Here is a 25,053-nt window from a genome sequence, read left to right as displayed (position 1 = left end):
CAGATTGGCTGCTGAAGGCGCCATTGTGACAAGATTGCAGGTTTGAAAATATGAAGCGAATGAGGAACCGTCATCATCGTTCAGGCGGCGGTGGAGGAGCATCCCGTGGCAATAATGGTCAGATTCCTCTGAACCGGAACCATGTTTTTGAGAGCAACGGGCCTGATCTGCGCATTCGTGGCACTGCCCAGCAGCTGTTCGAAAAATATCTTCAGCTGGGTCGTGATGCCACCGGTACCGGGGACCGGGTGCAGGCGGAAGCCTATTTCCAGCATGCCGAGCATTATTTCCGTATGCTCAATGCCATGAATCAGGCAGCTCAGGCGGCCCAGCAGGAGCGTGCCGAACGGCAGCGCAATTATGAGCAGACACGTCAGGAGCGCCGGGAACGTCAGGAGCATGAGGACGAGGCGGCAGCTCCGGCCCCGGCGAGTGAGCGTCGTCCGTCCGAGCGTCGTCGTCGTGCTGAAAAGCGTGATGAAGAGGCCGAGCAGGACAGCGAGGACTGAGGCCACTTTCCCGACCGTACGGCACCAAGAGAGGGCGGGTTGGCTCAGGTCAACCTGCTTTCTTTTTATGAGGCTGTCAGTGTTCTGAAATTATGGGGAAGATACCTGCCAGCACCAGATGCACGGCATCCGCAACGGCTCATTCAGCAAATTTTCAGGGGATGGGAGAAGGGAAGATGGTAGCGGCGGACGGATTTGAACCGCCGACCAAGGGATTATGATTCCCCTGCTCTACCGCTGAGCTACGCCGCCATCATGTCCTTCAGGAGGCATCTGCCTTCCGATGAAGGTGCTTTTATGGCAGGCAGATGAGGAAGTCAACAGGGAGGTGGGCTATCATCATGTTTTTTTGTTCTTTTCTATTCACTTCCTGAGGCGAGGCTGTCATTTTTCGCTGACAGCCTGTTACACCTTCAGTCAGAGGGCTTTTCCTTTTGTCCCAGCATTTCACAAACATCCTCTTTGCGTTCAGCAATGCGCTTTCCTGGTTGCCACCTGCGATCGTATCGATCCTGATGCTCGTGATCGTTGGTCTGACAGCGTTTTATGCCGGACATGGGGCGAGTGCGCTGATCCTGCGTATTCCTGGTACACGCAGCGGGGCGATGATCCGCAACACCGTCAGCGTGTTGCGTCGGCCCATGCAGGTCATGGTTACATTGCTGGTCCTTCTGGCAGCGCTGCCAGCGGCCACGGGCTTTTCATATGAGGAGGAGCAGAATCTCAGGCTGTTCTTTTTCTTTCTGCTGATTCTGGTTTTCGGCTTTTCTCTCATCAGCATGTTCCGCCTGATGTCAGAGGCATATCTGAATCGTCTGGCACGGTTGGATTATGCGGATGACATCATGGCCCGTGCTCATCAGACACAGATCAAGGTGCTGCGGCGGCTTGGAGAGATTCTCATTGGCCTTGTGACGGTTGCTTCGGCCCTGATGCTTTTTCCGTCTGTCAAACAGTATGGTGTGTCCCTTTTTGCTTCTGCCGGAGCGGCCTCGCTGATTGTCGGTCTCTCGGCGCGGGGACTTCTGACGAACCTGATAGCGGGGGTGCAGATCGCCATCACCCAGCCCATCCGGATGGAGGATCTGGTCGTCATCAATGGTGACTGGTGTTGGGTGGAGGAAATCACGGCAACGTATGTCGTGCTGCGTGTCTGGGACTGGCGACGCCATATCGTGCCCATTTCCTATTTTCTTGAAAATCGCTTTGAAAATTGGACGCACAACTCGGCCGCCATAACCGGCGTCGTGTTTCTCTGGCTTGATTATGATGCCCCAATGGATGAAATCCGGGATATGCTGAGGGAGATCGTGCGAAGCTGCCCGCTCTGGGATGGCAAGGTGTTCGATGCCCAGGTGTCGGACTGCACAGATCAGGCCATGTCGGTCCGTGTCATTGCCAGTGCCCGCAATGCCATGCAGAGCTGGGATCTGCGTTGTGACATTCGGGAAAAAGCCATTGCCCGCATCCGGGCGGAGTTCCCGCAGGCGCTGCCACGGCGGCGTGTTGCGTTCGTTTCGCCGGAAACAGGGGCAAAACTGGATGTGACAGACCCGGATACCCTTTTGTCTCCTCCAGTACATCGCCCGCCACCGGGCAGTTACATGGGGCCCGGTAGCAGGGCCGATGGGCGCAGATAGTGTGGCGAAGGAGGGTCCCCCATCAGTCTCGGGCAAGTCAGGACTGATGGGGGCGGTATTATTCTGCTGAGGCTGACGGATTGGCCATGCGGGAGTTGTGATACCCGTAGAAGCGATAGGTCAGCGCACCGATCAGGAAGTAGGTGACCAGCAGAATGACGGGAACAGGATTGCCGCCCAGCAGGGCGTGGATCATGTTGAAGATCAGTGGCAGGATCATGATCAGGCAGAAAATGATCCCCAGAACAGGCGTAAGGCCAATCCAGAATCCCCGGATACGGATTCCTCCCAGTGGCACGCTGAAGGGGCGCCGGGTATCGGCAGCATAATTGCGCTGCCAGATGACCGTAAAGCAGACCATGGCGAAGGCCAGTGCTGTCCCGAGGGAAACGAGATCGCTGATGATGTCGATGGGCAGGGTGGCTGTCATCAGGGCAATGATGGCCCCCATGATGAATGTCCCACGGGCTGGTGTGCGGTAGCGCTTGTGGATCCTGCTAAAGACGGACGGGATGAGCCCGTCCCGCCCGGTGGTCAGCAGGATGCGGGACTGACCATACATCAGGCCCAGCAGGACGGAAGAAAGGCCGATGGTGGCGCCGCCATTCACCAGCAGGGCCAGCCACGGTTTGCCCATGGCCTGTGTGGCAACGGCCAGGGGGTCAGCCACATTCAGCTTGCTGTAGGGCACGATTCCCAGCAGTACGGCTGCTACGGCAACATAGATCAGCGTGCAGATCAGCAGGCTGCCAATGATGCCGATGGGAATGTCACGTGTTGGATTGCGGGCCTCTGATGAAGCAGTGGAAACGGCTTCGAACCCTCCATAGGCAAAGAATATGATGGAGGCTGCCCGGAAGATGCCAGCCACACCAAAGTGGAAATGGGCCTGGGCCGGTGGAATGAAGGGGAACCAGTTGGCCGGGGTGATGTAACTGACACCGATGATGAGGAAGAGGAACAGGACACCAATTTTCAGGGCGACAACGAGAGAGTTGAAGCGGGCGGATTCTTCAACACCACGGGCCAGCAGGGCGGTTACCAGCAACACGGAGATGAAGCCGATCAGGTCCAGCCGGAATCCGGCTGTCAGCGCTGTTCCTTCGGAGCCGGGCACCGGCTGAAGGCTTGTCTGTGTCAGCCAGACTGGCAGATGGATGTTGAAAATGCCCAGCAGGGAGTTCATGTAGCCCGAAAGACCAGCCGCTACAGCGGTGCAGGATATGCCGTATTCCAGCAGCATCAGCCAGCTGACATTCCATGCTGCCCGTTCTCCCATGGAGATGTAGGCATAGGAGTAGGAGGAGCCGGATACCGGGAAGGTGGAAGAGAGCTCCCCATAACAGAAAGCCGTGAAGAGACAGGCTGCCGCCGCTACAAGGAAGGAGAGCAGCACGGCAGGTCCGGCATATTCAGCCGCCGCCGTACCCGTCATGACATAGACGCCCGCCCCAACGGTCGTTCCGACCCCCATGAGCAGAAGCTGCGTGGCTGTCAGACTTCTTTTGAGCGTGACGGAATCATTTTCTGCCGTGATCTGGCTCATGGTCTTGCGCCGTGGATCACGACGCCTGGCGGAGGAGGAGGAACGTTTACGCATAAAGAGGGTGGATCATCCAGAAATAGACAGCGGACTTGATGGATGGGCAGGTTGCCCCTGCGGCCATCCTCGCCTCGTAATCGGAAATGGAAACCATGCAGCAGCCTGCGCCCTTCAGGATGGAGGCTGCTTCATGGTCGAGTTATGCCGTCCATAGAACAGATAGGTCGCAAAACCCAGCCCTGTATAGAGGATGAAGAAGGCCAGCGGGATGATGTTACCCTGCAGGGTGACGTGCAGTATGTTCAGCCCCAGGGGAACAATCATGCAGAGGCAGAAGAAAATGCCCAGCATGGGCGTGATGCCCAGCCAGACCCCCCGGATGCGGATTCCTCCGAGTGGCACCTGGAAGGGCCGGTGTGTCTCCGGTGCCCTGTTGCGTTGCCAGATGACAGTGAAGCAGACGATGCTGAAGGCCAGTGTGGTGCCAATGCAGAGCAGATCCCCCAGCAGTGCGATGGGCATGGTGGCGCTCATCAGCCCCAGGATGAGGCCCAGCAGCAGCGTGGCCAGCCATGGTGTCCTGAAGCGTGGATGCACGACGCTGAAGATGCCCGGTAGAAGTCCGTCATGGCTGATGGCGTGGACCATGCGGGAAATTGCATAAAGCAGACCGATAAGAACGGAGAACAGCCCGACCGTGGCCCCTGCATTGATGAGAAAGGCCATCCACGGCTGATTCATGAGGCCCGTTGCGATGGCCAGAGGGTCTGGCACATCCAGCATCTGATAGGGCGCAATGCCCAGCAGTACGGCCGCCACGGTGACATAAACCAACGTACAGATGATGAGACTGCCGATGATGCCTATGGGCACATCTCTTGTGGGGTTGCGGGCTTCTGCCGCTGCGGTGGAGACGGTTTCGAAACCACCATAGGCAAAGAAGATGATCGAGGCAGCCCGGAAGATGCCAGCCACGCCGAAATGGAAATTCCCTTCCGAAGGCGGGATGAATGGGTGCCAGTAGGCAGGATGGAGATAGAACAGGCCAACCCCGACAAACAGTGCCAGCACGCCGATCTTGATGCTGACGAAGGCCGTGTTGAACCGTGCTGCGACCTCAATCCCACGGGTCAGGACCAGGCTGATGAACAGCATGACAACCAGGCCGATCAGGTTGAAGCTGGGATGAAAGGCCAGCAGGCCGGTACTTGAATGAGGGATGGACTGAAAGGTTGTCTGGGAAATGACAGCCGGAAGATGGATGCCGAACCCACTGAGCAGGGATGTCAGGTAGCCCGAAAAGCCGGCCGCCACGGCGGTACCGGCAATGCCATATTCCAGTATGAGCAGCCAGCCGGTCACCCATGCCATTTTCTCGCCCATGGAGAGATAGGCATAAGCATAGGCTGACCCGGAGACAGGGAAGGTGGAGGCCAGCTCCCCATAACAGAGTGCCGTGAACAGGCACGCCGCAGCGGCAATCAGGAAAGAGAGAAGGACGGAAGGCCCGGCATACTCTGCTGCCGCCGTCCCCGTGATGACGTACACGCCCGCTCCAATGGCGGTCCCCACGCCCATGAGCAGGAGCTGCGTGGCGCCAAGGCTGCGCTTGAAGTTATGCTGTTCACCAGCGGACTGTATCTGGGAGAGGGTCTTGCGGCGCGTCTTGTTCATGGCGTGGTCAGCTGGGGCATGAGTGTCACGATTCCTGCATAACGGGGCTGGAACGGTATGATACCGGAATGTTTTTATTCATGACTCCTTGGAAAGCCTTTGTAAATTATGCTTGCGGAGTTTTTCTGTGCTCAGGGGTGAAAATGGAGAAGGCAGGCGCTGCCAAGGCCGGCAAGGATGCAGTAAATGCCGAATCCTGTCAGGGTGTGCCGGTTGTCATCATGGAAGAAGCGCAGCAGGAGCCGGGAGCAGATGAGGGCCGTTACGCCAGCCACGACAGCGCCAATGAGGGACTGCGTGATCATGCTGCTGGAGAGATGAACATGGCGGAGCTGCCAGGCCTCTTTGGCCGTGGCTGCCAGAATGATCGGCTGGGCCATGAGCAGGGAAAAGCGTGTCGCTGTCAGATGGTCCAGTCCCCGCATCAGCCCACCATTAATGGTGGCACCGGAGCGTGATAGCCCGGGGAACAGGGCTAGACATTGCCAGAGGCCGATGATGAGGGCATCTTTCCAGGAGAGTTCCTGTGTCTGGTAGGCATTGTCCTGTTCATGCCGGAGGGCCCGGCGGCGCATGATCTCCGTCAGGATGAGCAGCAGGCCGTTGAGGGTCAGGAATCCTGCCACCATGAGCGGATTGGCAAAAACGAGCCGCAGGTGATGCTCAAACAGTCCGCCCATGATGACGGCTGGTATTGTGGCCACGACAAGCAGGCTGCACAGGTGGATCGCCTTGTTGCGGGTTCTGGCTGTTCTGCGGGGGGAGAAGAGGCCGAGCAGGATAGCCCGCCAGTCCCCCCAGAAGACATGCGCCAGAGCCACCAGCGTGCCGACATGCAGCATGGTCAGAAAGGGCAGGAAGGTCGGGCTGTGTTCATCCAGCGACCAGTGAAGGATTCCGGGCAGAAGGACGGCATGGCCAAGGCTGCTGACAGGGAAGGGTTCCGTGATGCCCTGGATGATGGCGAGGATGAAGGCCTGGAGATCTGTCATGCGGAACCATGGTCTGTCTGGAGGTGGGGGAGATTGAGGAAAAGCCGTGACGGATGCTGGTGGGAAAGTCCCATCTATGGTAGCGGTAACGGTCTGTTGTTTTTCATGAAATCAGCTTCTCCGGTCGCAAGGCTAGCAGACTGGGGCGTGAATTTCGAGGTATCTATGTGGGCGATCCTTAAAGGGCGTGGCGGAGCATTCATTGCCAGCAGCTGTGTTCTTCTGGCAGCCGGCGGGTTCGTTGCCTATGGGCTGGGCCTGCTGGAGGGGCCGGATCGCCACATGACAGGCTATCATGCGACATTCAGTTCCGCGAATGGTCTGGATGAGGGGGCTGACGTGGACCTTGGCGGTGTAACCGTGGGGCGTGTGCGTTCCATCACGCTGAATCCGGAAACCGCCATCGTGGACGTGCAGTTTGCCGTACGGGATGATCTGAAGCTCCCGCAGGATACGGCTGTGGCCATTGCGGCACCGACCATTGGCGGGGACAATGCCCTTCAGCTGCTGCCCGGCAAGGCAGGGCAGACATTGTCGGCTGGTGCCACCATTCTGGATGCCCACCCCCTGCTGTCTCTGGAGCAGCAGATCAGCAATTACATATTTGGTGCGGGCAGGCTTTAGGCTGTGTTTTCCCGCCGGGCTCCCGCCGGGCGGGAAAGGACCGGCGGGATCTGGCCCGGTTGTTGCCTGCCTCAGTCGTTGGTCGGGTAGGACGCCAGCAGGCGCCGCTGCTTCAGCCAGGAGCGGAGCATCCCCAGAATGCCGGAACTTTTCCAGCCTTCTTTCTTTTTTGCAGCACCGATGAGGAAGGCCTGCCGGTAATGGTAGATCTGGGTGCGGTAGGCTTCTATCAGAGTCGTGCGCCGGTCCCAGATATGGATGGCCTCTGACCCGACCCCATTGATCTCGATGATCTGAAAGTCTTCCCCACGCTTCAGAGCTTCTGGTGAAGCCATCTTGAGGTCGATCCGGCCGAAATGGAAGTCCGGTATGTCCAGCATGATGGCGTTGATGCGTTCCGTGAGCGCCGGAGTGACGTCCGGCCTCCCATTCCGGAAGATGGACCCTTTGCAGTGATTTCCGGCAAAAACCAGTGACAGCTTTTCTCCGGCAGGCAGAATCTCGGTTTCACGGCCACTGATACGGGGCAGATAGAGCTGTGGCACCTGTCGCATCCGGGGGTCGGCCATGATGAGCTCCTTGAGTGTGGAGCGACCATTGCCGGTCAGGACAGGGGCCTCCTTGTAAGTGAGGGAGGTGATGCGGCCGACAGGCTCATCAGGATGACGGATATAGAAGATGCCTGCTTCCATCGGGTAGGTGATGAGCTGCTGCACCATCAGGGCCACACCCGCCGGGAAGAGTGGCAGCACCTCGTGGAGCATGGCCAGGGAGGTGATCAGCCTCACTCCCGTACCGTTACAGCCGATGTCAGGCTTGAGCACGACCGGGAAGTCGATCCCCATTTCCTTCATGGCGGCCAGCACATCCCGGGCTGCATCAGCTCCGTTATGAATGATCCGATACGGGGCAATGGCCTCTCGGGCCGTGGGGCCGACCATGTCCAGAATGGAGCTTTTGCTCTCGCCACAGAGGCCACCTGTTTCGATACGGGGATTGGCAGCCGTGGAGATGCTGAGGTCTCCATGACGTAACCCCATGAGAATCCAGTAGATGACGATGGGGGTATAGAAAATGCTGTCGGGCCAGAACTCGAAGAGGGACAGCGTCTTGTGATGGGAAGAAGGTGCTGTCATGGACTATGTGTTCCTACGTTGCAGGTGGCTGATGAAACGTCCCATCAGGAAAATGCAGAGGATGAAGCCGATGATTCCCGCCCAGCGCCAGCCACCCTGATGCGCCAGAAGCCACCCGCCAACATGCAGTGCCAGCAGGAAGAGCAGGCTTGTCCAGACCAGCGTTGCGCCTATGGCCGTCAGGGCGAAGGCCAGAAAGGGCGCACGGAAGAAACCGCAGGCCGTATAGAGCGGCAGGCGGCTGCCTGGAACAAAGCGGGAAATGGCCACAACCCCTATGATGTTGCGGGAGAACCACCGTTTTGCCTGCTCCTCGCTGGGGAGGGTCAGGAAACGGCGCAGGAACGTCCATCGGCTTCCTGCCAGACCGAGGGCATAAAGGCCCATGTCACCCAGGGCCACCCCGGCATAAAGGCTGCCAAGTGCCAGAGGGATGGAAATCTGGTTTCCTTTGGACGCAATGGCCGCCAGGACGGTTGCAACATCTTCCAGGATAAAGGTACCAAGGATGACAGAAAAGGCTTTCAGCCAGACAGGCTGGGACGCCATGATAGCGCTGATACGGATCACAAAGAACGGTCCTGGCTGTGGTTGGCGGGACTGTGCCATGAAATGCGTCTGTCCGCAATCGGCAGTGCCGGGTATATCGGGGCGTTCCTTTGGATGATGAAGGGGAGATCAGGCGTGATGGGAAGTGGAATGATGAAGAGGCGTCATTTTCTGGCTGCCACGGCGGGAGGGTTGATGATGGGCGGTCTGCCTGCCTGGGCAGGTGGTCGGGCGGTGGCCTCTCGGGGGACGGCTGATTATGCAGCATTCCTGGGAGGTGTGCGGCAGCAGGCCCTGTCGGCTGGTGTGCCGTCGGCTATTGTGGAGCAGTCCCTTGCGCTGGCTCAGGCCCCCAATCAGGAGGTTTTGCGGCTGGACCGGCACCAGCCGGAATTTACCCTGACATGGGCGCAGTACCGTGCACGCGTGATCTCGTCTGCCCGGGAAGAAAAAGGGCGGCAGGCCTGGCAGAGGGTGCGGGGGACACTGTCGCCTTTGGGGCAGACGCTGGGCTGTGATGACAACGCCATCATGGGCATATGGGGGCTGGAATCAGGGTTTGGAGAGCATCAGGGCCGTTTTAATGTCATCGAGGCCTTGGCCACTCTGGCCTTTGATGGCAGGCGGGCTGCCTTTTTCCGTAGCGAGCTGATCAAGGCCATGCAGATATTGGCTCAAGGGGTCATCAGTCCGGCCAGCATGCTGGGCAGCTATGCCGGTGCCATGGGGCAGCCTCAGTTCATGCCGAGTGCCTATCTGCGTTTTGCGGCGGATGGTGATGGTGATGGAAAGGCGAATATCTGGAGTTCCGAAGCGGATGTTTTTGCCTCCATTGCCAATTACCTGGGACGGTCGGGCTGGCGGCGTGGTGAACCCTGGGGAGAAGAGGTTGTGGTCCCGCTGGGGAGCAATGGGCAGTTCACGGCTCTGGCTGCCACGAAATCCCGCCATGCCCCCGTGCATCCTGTCAGCACGTGGCAGGCTATGGGGGTGAGGCCGGTCCAGTCTTCCGGGTTCCTGGCACCGCAGGCCACGGGCAGCCTGCTCCAGCCGGATGGACCTGGTGGACAGGCCTTCCTCGTTTATCATAATTTCCGTGCGATACGGGCCTACAATCCTTCCGATTATTATGCATTGGCGGTCGGGATTCTGGGCGATAGGATGACCCGATAATCACGCCGTCCGGCATGGTGCCGGGTGGCCCGCATGGCGGGCATCGCAGGTTTTTTCATGAAGGCCCCGCCGGTATGGCGGGCATGCAGTGCGGGGATTGACGTGCAGACAAGACGTTCTCTCATGGGGGGAGTTGCCGGTTTTACGGCATGTTCCCTGCTGGCATCATCACGGGCCGGGCAGGCCGCCGGGCTGCACAGGCAGGGGCGGGGGCGTCCGGCAGGGCAGGTGAAGGAAGCAGGTCCGGCCACCGATTCGGTCGTGGGGGATGCCGTGACTCCAATGGGCCCCATGCCGACCTCTGCCCGTTGGGCCTATATTCTCGACAGCACGACGGGGACGGTGTTGCTGAGTCGCAATGCGGAAGAGCGGATGCCGCCATCATCCCTTACCAAGATGATGACGGCCTATGTCGTTTTTGCTTTTCTGGCCTCCGGGCGTATCCGGCTGGAGCAGGAATTCCCTGTCAGCTCCAGGGCCTGGAAGATGGAAGGTTCCCGCATGTTTGTCCCGCTTGGCAGTTCTGTCAGTGTGGAGAATCTGATCCGTGGCATGCTCATCCAGTCCGGCAATGATGCCTGTGTCGTGCTGGCGGAGGGGATTGCGGGGTCTGAAGAGCGTTTCGTGGCCTTGATGAACGAGGCAGCCCAGCGCATTGGCTTACGCAACTCTCATTTCATGAACGTGACCGGTCTGCCGGATGCCAGCCATTACATGTGCGCTCAGGATGTGGCCATGCTGGCGCAGCATCTCATTCGTGATTTCCCCCGTTATTACGGGTTCTTCGGGGAGAAGGAATTCACCTTCAACCATATCCGTCAGGGGAACCGCAATGTGCTGGTCGACAAGGGGCTGGCTGATGGTCTGAAGACTGGCCATACCGATGCAGGGGGGTTTGGCCTGTGTGCCAGTTCAGAACGGAACGGCAACCGTGTCATTGTCGTCATCAATGGGACTGCCTCGACCAATGAGCGTGCTCATGAGGGTGAGCGGCTGATGAGCTGGGCATTCTCCAGTTTTGAGACGGTTCAGCTACTGCACAAGGGGCAGGTTGTGGAGCCGGCCGCTGCCGTGTGGAATGGGGAGCATCGCACGGTTGGTCTGGCTGTTGCGGAGGATGTCAGCCTGACCATCCCTGTCGGCTGGTCCTCGAAAGTGCAGATCAGCGTGGATTATCCGTCCCCCATTCCGGCACCGGTGGCAGCAGGGCAGAAGTCTGGTCATGTTTCCGTTGGCCTGCCAGGTCAGCCCAGGGTCTATTCACCACTTTATACGGTGTCTCCGGTCGGTGAGCTTGGCTTTGCAGGGCGGATCCTGTCACGGTTCGGTCATGCTCCGCAGTAAGACCGGGGGAGTGTTCATTACATTGGAAGGGGGGGAAGGTGCGGGCAAAAGCACGCAGCTGGCCCGCCTTTCCGAGCAGCTGGAAGGCGCAGGTTTCCCGGTTTTCCAGACGAGAGAGCCCGGTGGGACGCCAGCAGCCGAAGCGTTGCGGAACCTGCTCCTTTTTGGAGAGGAGAGTTTCTGCTGGCAGGCGGAGATCATGCTTCATATGGCGGCCCGGGCGGATCACCTCGCCAAGGCAATCCGACCGGCTCTGGCAGAAGGGAAAATCGTCCTCTGTGATCGGTTCCATGATTCCACATGGGCCTATCAAGGGTATGGAATCGGAGAGGGCCGGGCAGAGGTTCTGGAGTATATCCGCTCCCTGCGGCAGGTCGTGGGAGGAGAGCCTGATGTAACGTTATGGCTGGACCTGCCCTGCGAAGTGGCCCGTCAGCGTATTTCCCGGCGGGGTGGAAAGCTGGACCGGTACGAGGGACAGCAGATGCAGTTTCATCAGCGTGTGCGGGCTGGTTTTCAGGATATTGCCGAGAAGGATCCTGCCCGCATCCGGCGGGTTGATGCCAGCCAGTCGCTGGAAGAGGTGCAGGCGCACCTATACGCTCTCGTGCGGCAGCATATGGCTGGAGAGGGCGCTGCGTGAGGGGGCCTCCGCCTGAACCACGTCTGGCAGCCCATGTGTATGGGCATCAGGCAGCTATACAGCAGTTTGAAGAGTCTTTTGCGTCTGGCAGGCTGCATCATGCGTGGCTGATTTCTGGCCCGTCCGGTGTAGGCAAGGTGACATTGGCGTTCCATCTGGCCCGCAGGCTGCTGGGGGGCAGCGATCTGGAAAGTCCTGCTGGACGGCGCATCTCTGCGGGGACGCATGGAGATCTGTTGACGATTGCCCGGAAGATGGACCCCCGCAAGGGACAGCTGAAGGGGGAGATCACGGTTGCTGATGTCCAGCCCATCCAGAATTTTCTGCATCACACGGCCACGGAGGGTGGCTGGCGGGTCGTGGTCGTGGACGGGCTGGAAAGTCTGAACCGTTTTGCCGCCAATGCGCTGTTGAAGATTCTTGAGGAACCTCCGCCGAAGACCGCTCTCTTCCTGACGACTTCTTCACCGGGCACATTGCTGCCGACATTGCGGAGCCGTTGCCGTGTGCTGGCCCTGGCCGGGCTGGATGAGGCTGACATGAAGGCCGTTCTGCCTGACGTGCCGGATGATGTCCTGCACCGTGCCCATGGGTCTCCCGGTCGTGCCCTGTTTCTGGCACAGGACCGGGACGGCATCTGTGCCGGGCTGGTGGAGCGGGCATTGGCCGGTGAAGAGCTGGATCATGAAAATTGGGTGATCGTCAGCCAGATCGCTCGTGAAGCAGAGGGTTTTGCGTTAGTGTGCGATCTGCTAGGCGAGGCACTGGCCGGTCAGGCACGGGATGCCGCCTTTGCGGGAGATCTGCCCCGGGCAGCTCTCATGGCGGATCGGGCCGGGCGGTTGGGGCAGATGCGGTTGCAGAGTGAGCGCTTCAGCCTTGACAGGGCCGAGGCCATCCGGGAAGTCCTTGCTCTGGCCCGCCAGGGGTAGCAGGCCCGGTTGTGGGTTTTGGTAAAATTTGGACGACAGGACGGATAGATCATGAAGCGGCATTTCACCATCACGACTCCCATTTTCTATGTGAATGGTGCGCCGCATATCGGCCACGCTTATACCTCCATCGCCTGTGATGTGATCGCCCGTTTCCATCGGCTGGATGGCAACGATGTTCTGTTCGTCAGCGGGACGGACGAGCATGGACAGAAGGTGGAGCAGAGCGCAAAGGCGCAGAATGTTCCTCCGCAGGATTTTGCGGACCGCATCTCCCAGAGCTTCCGCCAGATGCAGAAGGACATGGCGGTCCAGACGGATGAGTTCATCCGCACGACAGAAGCCCGACACAAGAAGGCAGCCCAGACCCTTTGGGAGAAGGTTGCCGAAAATGGTCATATCTATCTCGATGCCTATGAAGGCTGGTACTCCACCCGGGATGAGATGTTTGTCGGTGAGGATGAGATCACCCGGCATCCCGACGGCAGCCGGACGGCTCCCTCCGGTGCGCCGCTGGAGTGGGTGCGGGAACCATCCTACTTTTTCCGCCTTTCCGATTTTCAGGACAGGCTGCTGAAGCTGTATGAAGAAAATCCCGATTTCATCGGCCCGCATGGTCCGAAACGGGAGGTGGTCAGCTTCGTGAAGCAGGGGCTGCGGGACCTCTCCATCAGCCGGACCAGCTTCCGCTGGGGCGTGGAGGTGCCGGGTGACCCGGACCATGTCATGTATGTCTGGTTCGATGCGCTGGCGAATTATCTGACAGCCGTTGGTTACCCGGACATGAAGGATCCCCGGCATGTTCACTGGCCCGCCGACGTGCATGTGGTGGGCAAGGAGATCATCCGCTTCCACTGCATCTACTGGCCGGCCTTCCTTATGGCGGCCGGTCTGCCGCTGCCGAAACGGGTTTTCGCTCATGGCTGGTGGACGGTCGAGGGTGAGAAGATGAGCAAGTCTCTCGGCAACGTGCTGGACCCCAAGGCTCTGGCCGATGAGTTCGGGCTGGACCAGCTGCGCTTCTTCCTGATGCGGGAAGTGCCCTTTGGTGGGGATTCCAATTTCAGCCGCCGTTCCCTCATCACACGGATGAATGTCGAACTGGCCAACGACCTTGGCAATCTTGCCCAGCGGACGCTCAGTCAGGTGGCCCGCAATCTTCAGGGTGTCCTGCCGGAACGTGGTGCCCTGACAGAGGATGATGAGAAGATTCTGGCCCAGGCCACCCTGCTGCCGTCTCTCACACGCACGCATATCGAGCGTCTGGCCATCAGTGATGCGCTGGAAGATATCTGGAAGCTCATCCGGGAGGCCAATGCCTATATCGACCGGCAGGCCCCCTGGGTGCTGAAGAAGGAAAATCCGGCCCGCATGGCGGATGTGCTGCGGGTTCTGGTGGATGTGATCCGCACCGTGGCGACGCTCCTCCAGCCCTATATGCCAGATACGATGGAGAAGATGCTGGACCAGCTGGGTGTGGAGAAGGGCGAGCGTCATATCGCTGCGCTGGAAACACCACTGCCCGGTGGGCGTACCCTGCCCAAGCCACAAGGTCTGTTCCCCCGTTTCGTGGAGGAAGAGAAGGACGCATGAAGGGGCTGATTGACACGCACTGCCATCTGGACCGTCTGGAAGACCTCCCTGCCAGTCTGGATTTTGCCCGGCAGGCTGGTCTGGCGGGAATGGTCACGATCGGGACACGCTGGTCAGAACGGGCCAGGCAGAAGGCCCTGACGGAGCATGACAGTCCGGACCTGCGTATCTGGTGTGCGTTGGGCACACATCCCGATCATGCCCATGAGGAGGCTCTTCCCAGTCTTGATGACATGCTGGCAGAGCTTGAGGCTCCGCAGGTAGCGGCCATTGGGGAGTCTGGCCTTGATTATTTTCATGGCACGGAGGAGGTAAAACCAGTCCAGCATGCATCCTTCCGCCGTCATATCGAGGCAGCCCGTGTGACGGGTCTGCCGCTGGTCATCCATACGAGACAGGCGGATGATGACACCATCGCCATTCTGCGGGACGAGCATGAGAAGGGGGCTTTCCCTTTTCTGATCCATTGCTTTGCCTCCGGTCCGAAGCTGGCCGGAGCCGCTCTGGAGCTGGGGGGGTACCTGAGCTTTTCCGGGCTTCTGACCTTCAAGAAGTGTGAAGAAATCCGGGACGTGGCCCGTCATGCGCCGGAGGACCGTATCCTCGTGGAAACAGACAGTCCTTTTCTGGCCCCCGTTCCCAAGCGGGGCAAGCCGAACACGCCGGGCTATGTCGTGCATACGGCGGCTCGTCTGGCCGAAGAACGTGGTCTGACGGGTGAGCGGCTGGTGGAGATTACGCAAGCCAACACACGGCGTCTTTTCACACGGGTAGCCGTATGAAGATCACGATTCTCGGTTGTGGTGGCTCCGCTGGCGTCCCCATGATCGGGGGTGAGGAAGGGGCCGGAACGGGCCTCTGGGGTACGTGCGATCCGACAGACAGGCGGAATCGCCGTCTGCGTTCATCCATCGTGATCGAGCATGAGGGGTTCCGTCTTCTGGTCGACAGTGGGCCAGACCTGCGGCAGCAGATGCTGGCAAACGGGCTGACCCATATTGATGCCGTGTTCTATACGCACGCTCATAGTGACCATATCGGTGGGCTGGATGAATTGAGGGCTGTCAATCGTGTGATCGGTCGGCCGATCCAGCTTCTGGCCACGGCAGAGGTTCTGGCCGAGCTGCGGCAGCGTTTCGACTACGCTTTCCGGCCGTGGGAGGGAGGCACCTTCTATCGTCCTGCTTTTGACGTGCAGGAAATTCCCACCCATGGCCCGCTGAAGGTCGGCCCGCTGGAAGGCTGCATCTTCCCGCAGAAGCATGGCTGGACGACAAGTCTCGGCCTGCGTCTTGGGTCGTTTGCCTACTGCACGGATGTTGAGAGTTTCCCCACAGAATCACAGGCCGTTCTGCATGACCTGTCCTGCTGGGTCGTCGGGTGCTTCCAGCGGGAGGCACATCCATCTCATGGCTGGTTGGGGCGTGTCATGGAATGGCGGCAGCAGTTCCGGCCCCGGCATACGGTCCTGACCCACATGGGGCCGGACATGGATTACGGCCAGCTCTGCGAAAGCCTGCCCGAAGACGTCCGCCCAGCCCGGGATGGCCTGGTCCTGACCCTCTGACTGGGGGAGACTGCCTGTCAGGCAGCGTTCAATCTGTCCCGTTCAAGAACCACAGGTTCAAGATGCACGCAGAAGAGCCCCCGTACCCAGCGGGGCATGGGAGGGAGGCCGACCCAGGCAGTTCTGGCCTGGTTGCTCTGTCTGGGAGAACGGGTGAGAGCAGAAGGAACGGGTAGAGACCATTCCTGAGCCCCCATGAACAGGATCACGTCTCTGATGGTCTGATCCAGCAGGGTAGTGGCCGTCATGTCCAGGAAGACATGAGGTGTTTCAGCGGGGAGAAGGAAGTTGAACCATCCCCTGTGGTGGTGTTGGCAGGGTATGACGTTGCCTGTCGGGCCGAGCAGGCGAAGTTCTGTTTTCATGGCAGGAGAGACCCAGAAGGGAGTCGTGTTGCCAGCCCGCATGTACTCATAACGGGCTGGATCCTTCAGAATGATTTCTGTCAGCGTTACCATCATGACCACTCCATCCTGAACAAGGCAGATTGCAGGGTCACTCTAGGAAGGTCATCTTGATAAAGCGTGAAGAAAGGAAAATCTTTTATCTGTTATCATTCATGCTTATTGGTAAATAGCCAGTTTTTGCGGTCAATGCCCTGTAATCATGAGAAAAGGTGAAAGCAGGAACTCCCACTTTCACCTTTCTTGATAATCTCTCGCATAATTTCTGAAGAATCACGTCATTTCATTCTGGTGGATATATCTGCGGATACGTCACTTTCTCAGACGGGCCGGGAGGCTTGGGAGCCCCCGGTCGGCCGCAGGCGCTCAGTCCCAGCAGGAAAACGCCACCCATGAGGGCCAGAACGGCCCTCGTCATGAAAGAGGATTGAAGCCGATGCATGATCATCTCTCCGTTCAGGCCTGTCCAAGCCGTTCCAGCCACCCCTTGGCCTGTGCCTGCACATTGGCTGGTGCCGTGCCGCCGTGGCTGGTGCGGGAGGCGAGGGAGGAGTCCACGGTCAGGACGTCATAGATGGACCTGTTGATGCCTGATTCCACGGCCTGCATGTCTTCGAGTGAAAGGTCGGCCAGATCGCAGCCTTTCTGCTCGGCCAGACTGACAAGACGCCCTGTGACATGATGGGCCGTGCGGAAGGGCAGACGCAGCTCCCGCACCAGCCAGTCGGCAAGGTCCGTGGCGGTGGAGAAGCCAGCACCTGCCAGCTCCCGCATCCGTTCCTTGTTTGGTTTGAGGTCCCGGATCATCCCTTCCATGGCGGCCAAGGACAGGGTGATGGCCGTCGTGGCGTCAAAGACGGGTTCCTTGTCTTCCTGCGTGTCCTTCGCATAGGCCAGTGGCAGACCTTTCATGACCGTCAGCAGCCCGATCAGATCGCCGGTGATGCGGCCCACCTTGGCACGGACCAGCTCGGCAGCATCCGGGTTGCGCTTCTGTGGCATGATGGAGGAGCCGGTGGTGAAGGCGTCGGACAGATGGACGAAATTGAAGGCCGCAGAGGCCCACTGCACGATCTCTTCCGAAAGGCGGGAAAGATGCATGGCCTCCATGGAGAGGACAGACAGATATTCCAGCGCAAAGTCGCGGTCGGACACGGCGTCCAGCGAGTTTGACGTCGGGCGGTCGAAACCGAGGGCCTGCGCCGTCATGTCCCGGTCGATGGGGAAGGACGTGCCTGCCAGGGCGGCAGACCCCAGCGGGCATTCATTCATCCGGCGGCGGGCATCACGCAGGCGGGAGGCATCACGGGCCAGCATTTCCACATAAGCCAGCAGATGATGACCGAAGGTGACGGGCTGGGCGACCTGAAGATGGGTGAAACCCGGCATGGGGGTGTCATGATATTCCAGTGCACGGCGGGCGAGGGTGCGCATCAGGGCTTCCGTCTGTTCCACGATGCCGTCGATGGAATCCCGGACCCAGAGGCGGAAGTCCGTGGCAATCTGGTCATTGCGGGAACGGGCGGTGTGCAGCCGCTTTCCGGCTTCCCCGATCCGCTCGGACAGGCGGGACTCGATATTCATGTGAATATCTTCCAGTGCCGGGGAGAAAGCGAAGCGGCCTTCTTCGATTTCCGTGGCAATATCGGCCAGACCCTGCTGGATTTCGGCTTCTTCCTGTTCTGTCAGCAGGCCAACCTTGCGGAGCATGGCAGCATGGGCGAGGGAGCCACGGATATCCTGCCGCCAGAGAATTCTGTCGAACCCGATGGAGGCGTTGATCTCCTCCATGATGGCTGCCGGACCGCTGGCGAAACGGCCACCCCACTGGGGATTGGCGGCGTCCGTGCTGGCGGGTCTGTTTGCAGGGGAGGCGTTGCTGGTATTATTGTGCGTCATGAGGACCGATATGATCAGAAACTGGAAAAAGATTCGTACATGCGCCGTTCTGGCGGGCTGGCTGAGTGTAGCGGCTGCGGGCCTGTGGCACAATTGTGTGCGGGCTGAAGCGTTGCAGAGTTTGCAGGAGCTGGAGCCGGAACCGGCCCTGTCAGCCCCGGTCACGCTGGCCATTGCGGGGCTGGGCGGCACGAAGGCAAGCCTGCCCATGAAGGCGGGGAAGCCGTACATGCTGCATCTCTGGGCCACATGGTGCACACCCTGTCGGGAAGAGCTGCCCCAGCTGGCCGCTTTCCTGGACAGAAATCCCGATCTGCCCGTGATCCCCGTTGCTCTGGACAGTGGTTCACCGGAGCGTGTTCAGGCAGCCCTGCCCCGTCTCCATGCCGAGGGCCTGCCCGTCTGGACGGCGGAGCGTCAGGCTGTGGATCCGTTCCTGAAGAGTCTTCGGGAACCCGGACTGCCCATGACGCTGCTGATTGATGCCCAGGGGCAGGTGCGGGCCATTTCTGATGGCGGCGTGGAGTGGAAGGACGCCGCTGCGGCCAGCACGGTCCGCTCCCTTCTTCATCAGGTTGAGTGAGGCTGGGCGTGATGAACAGGCAGACTGAGGCCATGCCCCTTCTGGGGGAGAGTGAGGCCCGCCCTTATCATGTCCATGCAGCGGTGACGGACAGTCCTTTCGTCATGATCAGCGACCATGCGGGCCGTGCCGTACCAGAAAGGCTGGGTGATCTTGGCCTGCCCGTGGATGAATGGGACAGGCACATCGCCTATGATATTGGCATCCGGGAAGTGGGGAGGCACCTCCAGCAGGCTCTCGGCTGCCTGCTTGTGGAGCAGGTCTATTCCCGCCTCGTGATCGACTGCAACCGGGCTGCCGGGCATCCGACCTCCATTCCTCCCGTCAGTGACGGTGCGCCCGTGCCGGGGAATCAGGGCCTGTCAGCCGTGGAGAGACGGCAGCGGGAAGAGGCCATTCTCCATGCCTATCACGATGAGATAGAACGCCATCTGTCCCGGCGGAAGCCGGAAACGACGTTGTTCGTGTCCCTGCACAGTTTCACTCCTGCCATGCAGGATGGGCGGAGACGCCCGTGGGACATCGGGCTGCTGCACGATCATGACCCTCACTCAGCCCGCCTGATGCGGACATTGCTGGAGGAGGAAGGCGGCCTCCATGTGGGGGACAACCAGCCCTATGTGCTGAACAGCCAGAATGAATACAGCGTGCCCTATCACGCCGGACGGCGGAATCTGCCGGCCCTTGAGATTGAGATAAGGCAGGACCTCATCAGTGATGAAGTGGGGCAGAAGCTCTGGGCGGAGCGTCTGGCCCGTCTGCTGCCCCGCTTCTGGGAAAGACGGAAGGAGATGGCGTGACGATTGATGGCAGGACCAGACTGGCTGGCGTGATAGGCTGGCCGGTCGATCATTCCCGGTCTCCCATGTTGCATAACCACTGGTGCCGGGTGCATCAGGTCAACGGGGCCTATGTGCCGCTGCCGGTCAAGCCGGGACAGCTGGAAACGGCCCTGAAGGGGCTGGCGGCAGCGGGGTTCCGTGGGGTGAATGTCACGATTCCACACAAGGAGGAGGCTTTCAGCCTCTGTGACGAACTGACAGAAACGGCCCGCCGGGCCGGGGCAGCCAATACGCTGCGTTTTGTGGAGGGGCGGGTTATTGGCGACTGCACCGATGGCACCGGCTTCTGCGACAATCTTCTGGCTCATGGCGTGAGGCTGGAAGGGCGTGCTCTCATCCTCGGGGCGGGGGGAGCCGCCCGGGCCGTAGCGGCAGCGTTACAGGATCGTGGCTGTGAGGTCTTCATTTCCAACCGTACAGCTTCCCGGGCCGAGGCTCTGGTGCAGGCCCTGGGGGGTGGAATCGTGCTGGACTGGACAGACTGGCCCAGCAGGCTGGGAGAGATGAATCTGCTCGTCAATGCGACATCACTGGGCATGGGAGGACGTGATGACACGGCATGGTCCAGCCTGCTGCAGAAGGGGCAGGAGGGGCTGAGCGTGGCGGACATCGTCTATACGCCTCGGCAGACACCTCTGCTGAAGGCAGCGCAGGAGCGTGGCTTCCGCACCGTGGACGGGCTGGGCATGCTGATCTGTCAGGCACGGGCCGGGTTTCAGGAATGGTTCGGCGTGCTGCCAGAAGCCGATGAAGCCAGTTTTGACCTTCTGGCGCAGGACCTCGCCCGGCATGGCCTTTCCTGACATGGTGATGGTCGGGGCCTGTTCGTGAAGGTTCTGGGGCTGACGGGTGGCATGGCCGCCGGGAAGAGTACGGTGGCATCTCTCTTCCGCAGGGCGGGTGTGCCTGTTTTTGATGCCGATGCCTGCGTCCGTCAGCTTCAGGCCCCTCATGGGCGGGCGGTTCCTGCCCTGCAGAAGGCGTTTCCCGGCATCGTGCATGATGGCGTGCTGGACAGGGCAGCCCTGCGTCGCCTCATAGCGGCCGATCCAACCGTCCTGCCCCGGCTGGAAGCCATCATCCATCCGATGGTCCGGCAGGAGAGACAGGCTTTTCTGAGGCGTTGCCGGTCCCGTCAGGTGCCGTTCTGTGTTCTGGACATTCCCCTTCTGTGGGAAACGGGGGCGGATCGGGACTGTACGCTCGTCATGGTGGTGTCGGCTCCGCTGTCTGTCCGTCTGTCCCGCATCCGGCGGCGTTACAGGAGGGGTGGGCAGATGAGCGAGGCGGATGCGAAAGCCCTGCTGGCCCGGCAGATGCCGGACAGGGAGCGGCGACGCCGGGCCGATATCGTGATAAGGACGGGCCTCTCCCGTGCCTGTGCGGCCCGTCAGGTCCGTGCCATTCTGGCCTCCCTGTGGCAGATGCGTGAAAGACGATGACATGACCCGTTCCATTCTTTTTGATACCGAGACGACAGGGCTGGACCCGGATACCGGGGACAGGGTGATCGAAATTGCCGCCCTGGAGCTGGTGAATGACCTGCGGACGGGGAATTATTTCCATGTGCTGGTGAATCCCGAACGGGACATTCCCCCCGAGGCCACGAAGGTGCATGGTTTCACGCTGGCGGACCTGGAAGGGAAACCTCTTTTCGCTGACATTGCTGATGAGTTCCTGGAGTTCATCGGTGACGGGAAGATGATCGCCCATAATGCACCGTTCGACTTCAAGTTCATCAATGCGGAGCTGAAGCGGGCCGGACGTCCCGTGCTGGATTATGACAGTCGGGCCATTGATACCGTCATCATGGCCCGGAAGAAATTCCCCGGGATGCCTGCCAATCTGGACGCCCTCTGCCGCCGTTTCGGGATCGACCTCTCCGAGCGTGGCACCCACAATGCCCTGCTGGACTGCCGCCTGCTGGCCGACGTGTATGTGGAGCTGATCGGGGGGCGGCAGCGTGGCCTTGGTCTGGGCAGTGACCGGCAGCAGGCTGCCGGCCCGGGTGGGGCGGGAAAGCGCAGGGCCGTGACGGGTCGCAAGGCCCGCCCCATGCCATCACCGGATGAGGCCACTCTGGCCCGTCATGCCGAATTTCTCGCAACCCTGTCAGACCCGATCTGGTTGCAGGAGTGAAACGCATCCTCTTCATCACGGCGCATCGTCTTGGTGATGCCGTGATTGCCATGGGGGCGCTGGCCGGGATGATGGAGCGTCATCCTCAGGCCCGATTCACCATCGCCTGCGGTCCGGCCGTGCAGGACCTGTTCCGGTACATGCCCCGTTGCGAGCGGATCATCGTGGTGGAGAAGAAGCCTCATAACAGGCACTGGCTGGCCCTGTGGTGGCAGGTTGTGCGCCATCGCTGGGAAGTGGTGGTGGATCTCCGTTCATCGCCTCTGGCCTATGGAGTATGGAGCCGTTCCCGTCATGTCGTCAGGGGGGGCAGGCGGACAGGGCTGAAGCTGGAGCAGCAGGCCCGGTCGCTGGGCTTCAGGCAGCCCTTCCGTCCGCATGTCTGGCTGGGACCGGAGGAGCAGGACATGGCCGCCCGCCTCCTGCCCGGTGACATCCGCTGGCTGGCTCTGGCTCCGACAGCAGGAACGGAGACGAAACTCTGGCCTGCCTCATCTTTTGCGGCTCTTGCAGACCGGCTGGGGGCAGAGGGGATGCGTCCTGTCCTGTTCTACGGTCCGGGAGAGCGGGAGGCGAGGCTGGCCGCTCCGGCCCGGGCTGCCATGCCGGAGGCTCTGGACCTTGGCGGGAGATATTCACTGGCGCAGGTCGCAGCCCTGCTGGCCCGCTGCTGCCTGTTTGTCGGGAGTGATTCAGGGCTGATGCACCTGTCAGCAGCTCTGGACGTGCCAACGCTGGGCCTGTTCGGTCCCAGCCGTGCCGCAGAATATGCGCCTTCTGGCTGCTGGACGGCTGTGGTTGAGGCTCCCGGCCCGCCCGGTGCCGGAAACATGGAGGGCCTGAAGGCTGAAGATGTCTGTCAGGCCGCCCTCTCTCTTTATGAATGGTCCAGAGAGGGGTAAGAACCGGTCATCACTGTGATGAAACGATGACAGATTTTTCAGGGAGACATCATGCATTTTGATCTCATAATCCGTAATGGACGGTGCGTATTTCCATGGGGTGAGGCACAGGCCGACATCGGCATCCGTGATCGGCGGATCGCTTCCCTGTCCGTTTCCGCCAGTGATGAGGCTGACCGTGTCATTGATGCCACGGGCCTGCATGTCCTGCCCGGGCTGATCGACTCTCACGTGCATCTGCGTGATCCCGGCAAGCCGGAAGCTGAAACGCTGGAGACAGGCACCCGGGCGGCGGCTCTGGGTGGCATCACGGCCGTGTTTGACATGCCGAACACCAACCCGACCATCACGGACAGGAAGATGCTGGACTGGAAGCGTCAGCATATCGTGGAGACGGCGAATATTGACGTCGCCATGTATATTGGTGCGACCCGGGAGAACACGCCCCTTCTGGCCGAGTTCGAGCAGGAAGAGGGTGTCTGTGGCGTCAAGGTTTTTGCGGGGTCTTCGACCGGCGATCTCATGATCGAGGATGATGAGGGGATCGAGGCGGTCCTGCGCTCCGGCCATCGCCGTGTGTCCTTCCACTCGGAGGATGAATACCGCCTGCGGGAGCGGCGGAAGCTGTTCGAGCCGGGGCAGCCCTACCACTGTCATGCCGAGTGGCGGGATGCGGAATGTGCCATTCGGGGTACGCAGCGTATCCTGGCCCTGTCCCGCAAGACGGGGCGGCCCATCCATATCCTGCATGTCTCAACGGAAGAAGAGTTCATTCTTCTGGGCGAAAACCGCCGTCATGCCACGGTGGAGGTTCTGGTCAATCATCTGACCAACGAAGGGCCGGGCTGTTATGAGCGTCTGGGTGGCAAGGCCGTGATGAACCCTCCGCTGCGGAATGAGCGGCGCCATTTTGAGGCAGGCTGGGCCGCCCTGCGGGATGGACGGGTGGATGTGGTGTCTTCCGACCATGCGCCGCACCCCAAAGAGGCCAAGGAACTGCCGTGGCTGGAATGTCCATCCGGCCTGACGGGCGTGCAGACGATCGTTCCGCTGATGCTGGATCACGTCAATGCAGGGCGTCTGAGCCTGACCCGGCTCGTGGACGTTATGGCCGCTGGTCCGGCCCGGGTCTATGGGCTGCCGAACAAGGGCCGTCTGGCCGTCGGGTTCGATGGTGACATCACCCTTGTGGACATGAAGAAGCAGCGGACCATCACCAATGACTGGATCGCCTCTCCCGCAGGCTGGACACCTTATGACGGAAAGACCGTCACGGGCTGGCCCGTGGGGACCATCGTCCGGGGGCAGGTCGTGATGCAGGATGATGAGATCGTCACCAGCAATGTGGGGCGTCCCATCAGCTTCCAGCCCTGAGGGGGGAAAAGAGGGGCTCTTCCGGCGGGAGGGGCCCCTTTCCGGTTAGTGGAGGCTGCGTCCTTCGGGAAAGCCATACATCAGATAATGGGCCAGTGGTCCTGATTCATAGCCTGCCACATCAGGGTGACGGGCCAGATAGGCGTGGCTGTTCCAGACATGAAGCCTGCCAGACCGGGAACGGATCAGGGGCAGGCCCTCACGAAAATAGATGTGAACCTCATCCCGGTAGAGAGTCTCATACTCGTCATGGGAGCGGAGAAGCATGTGGCAGAGATGACTGCCCGGGCAGTGTGGTCTGGAGAGGTGAGCAAGAATCTTCTGCCGGTCAAATACATCGTCAGGGCTCTCCATTTCGGGCATCAGTTTCGCCCGGGAGAGGTCGATCATTTCCTGATAGGGCCGGTTGTGGCTGTGGAGATAGACAAAACGTGTCATTTTCACATCCGTGGTGTTGGCCAGAGCAGGGGCATGGTGCCCATTGTCGATGGTGGCGTCGTGGTAGGCGGGCACGAAGCCTTTGTGAAAGTGACGGTTGGGGGCGTACCAGCCTTCATGTCCGTCCCCAGGCAGGTTGAACAGGCTCAGCTCGATGCGGAAGGGGCAGCCCCAAGGCTTCAGGCGTGCAAACTCGGCCAGAATGTCTGCCTTTCCTAGAGAAAGCCCGGTCTCCGTAAAAACGCAGAGCAGTTCATCGCAATCTACCGGCAGGGCGAAATCATACTCTGCATCCTGATTCAGGGAGCGTATGACGTTCGTGAAATGCCCGCCCTTGTTCTGGAAATCAAACGCCGTATCCAGATCCCGCCGGACATGGGCGCCGCATCGTTCGGCTTCATCCAGCAGGGCCAGAGTGGTGACCTCTTCCGATCCGTTATCAAAGATGAGAAGATTTTCCATGCCGAAGAGGCAGGCATAATGGGTCAGCCAGCGGGCAAGGCGGGGCCCCTCATCCTTCTGCATCATCATGACCTTGACGATGGGGGGGCGG

The 25,053-nt window shown here is 60.2% G+C and carries 25 protein-coding genes and 1 tRNA gene; 17 read left to right on the top strand and 9 right to left on the bottom strand.

Annotation, left to right across the window (positions count from 1 at the left end):
- Positions 1–50: 50 nt before the first annotated feature.
- Complete coding sequence (locus tag DTI93_RS03405; protein ID WP_043559964.1) at positions 51–509, top strand: DUF4167 domain-containing protein; 459 nt, start codon at positions 51–53, stop codon at positions 507–509.
- 177 nt (positions 510–686) lie between these two features.
- Here the strand turns inward: DTI93_RS03405 and DTI93_RS03400 are convergent.
- A tRNA-Met gene (locus DTI93_RS03400) sits at positions 687–761 on the bottom strand.
- A gap of 182 nt (positions 762–943) precedes the next feature.
- On the opposite strand from DTI93_RS03400, the gene DTI93_RS03395 reads away from it, so the two are divergent.
- A complete protein-coding gene (locus DTI93_RS03395; protein ID WP_081563210.1) occupies positions 944–2,149 on the top strand; it encodes a mechanosensitive ion channel family protein in 1,206 nt (401 codons plus the stop codon).
- Between the two features lie 58 nt (positions 2,150–2,207).
- Here DTI93_RS03395 and DTI93_RS03390 read toward each other — a convergent pair whose 3' ends face one another.
- The 3 genes from DTI93_RS03390 to DTI93_RS03380 form a co-directional block, all read right to left on the bottom strand.
- Positions 2,208–3,749, bottom strand: coding sequence for an APC family permease (locus tag DTI93_RS03390; RefSeq protein WP_043559966.1), 1,542 nt, complete (start codon positions 3,747–3,749; stop codon positions 2,208–2,210).
- A gap of 114 nt (positions 3,750–3,863) precedes the next feature.
- Complete coding sequence (locus DTI93_RS03385; RefSeq protein WP_249079649.1) at positions 3,864–5,366, bottom strand: APC family permease; 1,503 nt, start codon at positions 5,364–5,366, stop codon at positions 3,864–3,866.
- A gap of 131 nt (positions 5,367–5,497) precedes the next feature.
- Positions 5,498–6,358, bottom strand: a complete 861-nt coding sequence (locus tag DTI93_RS03380; RefSeq protein ID WP_043559970.1) for an undecaprenyl-diphosphate phosphatase — start codon at positions 6,356–6,358, stop codon at positions 5,498–5,500.
- A gap of 165 nt (positions 6,359–6,523) precedes the next feature.
- On the opposite strand from DTI93_RS03380, the gene DTI93_RS03375 reads away from it, so the two are divergent.
- Positions 6,524–6,982: an MlaD family protein gene (locus DTI93_RS03375; RefSeq protein WP_249079648.1), complete on the top strand. Its 459-nt coding sequence runs from the start codon at positions 6,524–6,526 to the stop codon at positions 6,980–6,982.
- A gap of 71 nt (positions 6,983–7,053) precedes the next feature.
- On the opposite strand, the gene DTI93_RS03370 is transcribed toward DTI93_RS03375, so the two are convergent.
- Both DTI93_RS03370 and DTI93_RS03365 read right to left on the bottom strand, forming a co-directional pair.
- The gene (locus DTI93_RS03370; RefSeq protein WP_249079645.1) at positions 7,054–8,118 is read right to left on the bottom strand and encodes a D-alanine--D-alanine ligase; all 1,065 of its coding nucleotides are present in this window, start codon (positions 8,116–8,118) and stop codon (positions 7,054–7,056) included.
- 3 nt (positions 8,119–8,121) lie between these two features.
- Positions 8,122–8,667, bottom strand: coding sequence for a DedA family protein (locus tag DTI93_RS03365; protein ID WP_086431524.1), 546 nt, complete (start codon positions 8,665–8,667; stop codon positions 8,122–8,124).
- A gap of 150 nt (positions 8,668–8,817) precedes the next feature.
- Here DTI93_RS03365 and DTI93_RS03360 point away from each other — a divergent pair, with 150 nt between their 5' ends.
- The 7 genes from DTI93_RS03360 to DTI93_RS03330 are packed head-to-tail and all read left to right on the top strand — an operon-like array spanning position 8,818 to position 15,919.
- Positions 8,818–9,840 (top strand): lytic transglycosylase domain-containing protein, encoded by a 1,023-nt coding sequence (locus tag DTI93_RS03360; RefSeq protein ID WP_043559976.1) that lies wholly within the window; start codon positions 8,818–8,820, stop codon positions 9,838–9,840.
- Between the two features lie 57 nt (positions 9,841–9,897).
- Positions 9,898–11,184 carry a D-alanyl-D-alanine carboxypeptidase family protein gene (locus DTI93_RS03355; RefSeq protein WP_043561153.1) on the top strand — a complete coding sequence of 429 codons (1,287 nt, stop codon included), beginning with the start codon at positions 9,898–9,900 and terminating at the stop codon, positions 11,182–11,184.
- A complete protein-coding gene (gene tmk / locus DTI93_RS03350) occupies positions 11,171–11,827 on the top strand; it encodes a dTMP kinase (protein ID WP_043559977.1) in 657 nt (218 codons plus the stop codon). Before DTI93_RS03355 ends, tmk begins: the two co-directional genes overlap by 14 nt.
- The gene (locus DTI93_RS03345) at positions 11,824–12,759 is read left to right on the top strand and encodes a DNA polymerase III subunit delta' (RefSeq protein WP_081563205.1); all 936 of its coding nucleotides are present in this window, start codon (positions 11,824–11,826) and stop codon (positions 12,757–12,759) included. Before tmk ends, DTI93_RS03345 begins: the two co-directional genes overlap by 4 nt.
- A 51-nt stretch (positions 12,760–12,810) precedes the next feature.
- On the top strand, positions 12,811–14,352 hold the full coding sequence (gene metG / locus DTI93_RS03340) for a methionine--tRNA ligase (protein ID WP_043559982.1): 1,542 nt from the start codon (positions 12,811–12,813) through the stop codon (positions 14,350–14,352).
- Positions 14,349–15,134 carry a TatD family hydrolase gene (locus DTI93_RS03335; RefSeq protein ID WP_043559984.1) on the top strand — a complete coding sequence of 262 codons (786 nt, stop codon included), beginning with the start codon at positions 14,349–14,351 and terminating at the stop codon, positions 15,132–15,134. The genes metG and DTI93_RS03335 overlap by 4 nt, the downstream gene beginning before the upstream one ends.
- Positions 15,131–15,919 (top strand): MBL fold metallo-hydrolase, encoded by a 789-nt coding sequence (locus DTI93_RS03330; protein ID WP_043559986.1) that lies wholly within the window; start codon positions 15,131–15,133, stop codon positions 15,917–15,919. The genes DTI93_RS03335 and DTI93_RS03330 overlap by 4 nt, the downstream gene beginning before the upstream one ends.
- Before the next feature lie 17 nt (positions 15,920–15,936).
- Here DTI93_RS03330 and DTI93_RS03325 read toward each other — a convergent pair whose 3' ends face one another.
- Together DTI93_RS03325 and argH are read right to left on the bottom strand one after the other, a co-directional pair.
- Positions 15,937–16,380 (bottom strand): hypothetical protein, encoded by a 444-nt coding sequence (locus DTI93_RS03325; RefSeq protein ID WP_043559988.1) that lies wholly within the window; start codon positions 16,378–16,380, stop codon positions 15,937–15,939.
- 399 nt (positions 16,381–16,779) lie between these two features.
- Positions 16,780–18,222 (bottom strand): argininosuccinate lyase, encoded by a 1,443-nt coding sequence (argH, locus tag DTI93_RS03320; RefSeq protein WP_081563486.1) that lies wholly within the window; start codon positions 18,220–18,222, stop codon positions 16,780–16,782.
- A 10-nt stretch (positions 18,223–18,232) separates the two neighbouring features.
- Between argH and DTI93_RS03315 the strand changes: the two genes are divergently transcribed.
- From DTI93_RS03315 to DTI93_RS03285, 7 genes are read left to right on the top strand one after another with little or no spacing between them, the layout of a single operon-like run.
- A complete protein-coding gene (locus DTI93_RS03315) occupies positions 18,233–18,805 on the top strand; it encodes a TlpA disulfide reductase family protein (RefSeq protein ID WP_181005608.1) in 573 nt (190 codons plus the stop codon).
- 11 nt (positions 18,806–18,816) lie between these two features.
- Positions 18,817–19,605 (top strand): N-formylglutamate amidohydrolase, encoded by a 789-nt coding sequence (locus DTI93_RS03310; RefSeq protein ID WP_043559992.1) that lies wholly within the window; start codon positions 18,817–18,819, stop codon positions 19,603–19,605.
- Positions 19,602–20,450: a shikimate dehydrogenase gene (locus tag DTI93_RS03305; protein ID WP_248460721.1), complete on the top strand. Its 849-nt coding sequence runs from the start codon at positions 19,602–19,604 to the stop codon at positions 20,448–20,450. The genes DTI93_RS03310 and DTI93_RS03305 overlap by 4 nt, the downstream gene beginning before the upstream one ends.
- A 24-nt stretch (positions 20,451–20,474) precedes the next feature.
- Positions 20,475–21,089: a dephospho-CoA kinase gene (gene coaE, locus DTI93_RS03300; RefSeq protein WP_081563202.1), complete on the top strand. Its 615-nt coding sequence runs from the start codon at positions 20,475–20,477 to the stop codon at positions 21,087–21,089.
- Between the two features lies 1 nt (position 21,090).
- Entirely contained in the window at positions 21,091–21,786 is a 696-nt protein-coding gene (gene dnaQ, locus DTI93_RS03295; RefSeq protein WP_043559997.1) for a DNA polymerase III subunit epsilon, read from the top strand.
- Complete coding sequence (locus DTI93_RS03290; protein WP_249079643.1) at positions 21,783–22,688, top strand: glycosyltransferase family 9 protein; 906 nt, start codon at positions 21,783–21,785, stop codon at positions 22,686–22,688. The genes dnaQ and DTI93_RS03290 overlap by 4 nt, the downstream gene beginning before the upstream one ends.
- Before the next feature lie 51 nt (positions 22,689–22,739).
- On the top strand, positions 22,740–24,062 hold the full coding sequence (locus tag DTI93_RS03285) for a dihydroorotase (RefSeq protein WP_249079642.1): 1,323 nt from the start codon (positions 22,740–22,742) through the stop codon (positions 24,060–24,062).
- Between the two features lie 45 nt (positions 24,063–24,107).
- On the opposite strand, the gene DTI93_RS03280 is transcribed toward DTI93_RS03285, so the two are convergent.
- Positions 24,108–25,031 (bottom strand): glycosyltransferase family 2 protein, encoded by a 924-nt coding sequence (locus DTI93_RS03280; protein ID WP_248460714.1) that lies wholly within the window; start codon positions 25,029–25,031, stop codon positions 24,108–24,110.
- Between the last annotated feature and the right edge of the window lie 22 nt (positions 25,032–25,053).

The organism is Parasaccharibacter sp. TMW 2.1884, from assembly GCF_023337695.1.
Classification (GTDB): domain Bacteria; phylum Pseudomonadota; class Alphaproteobacteria; order Acetobacterales; family Acetobacteraceae; genus Bombella; species Bombella apis.
Note: the sequence above shows the minus strand (reverse complement) of the source record. Positions and strands in the feature narration are given on the sequence as shown.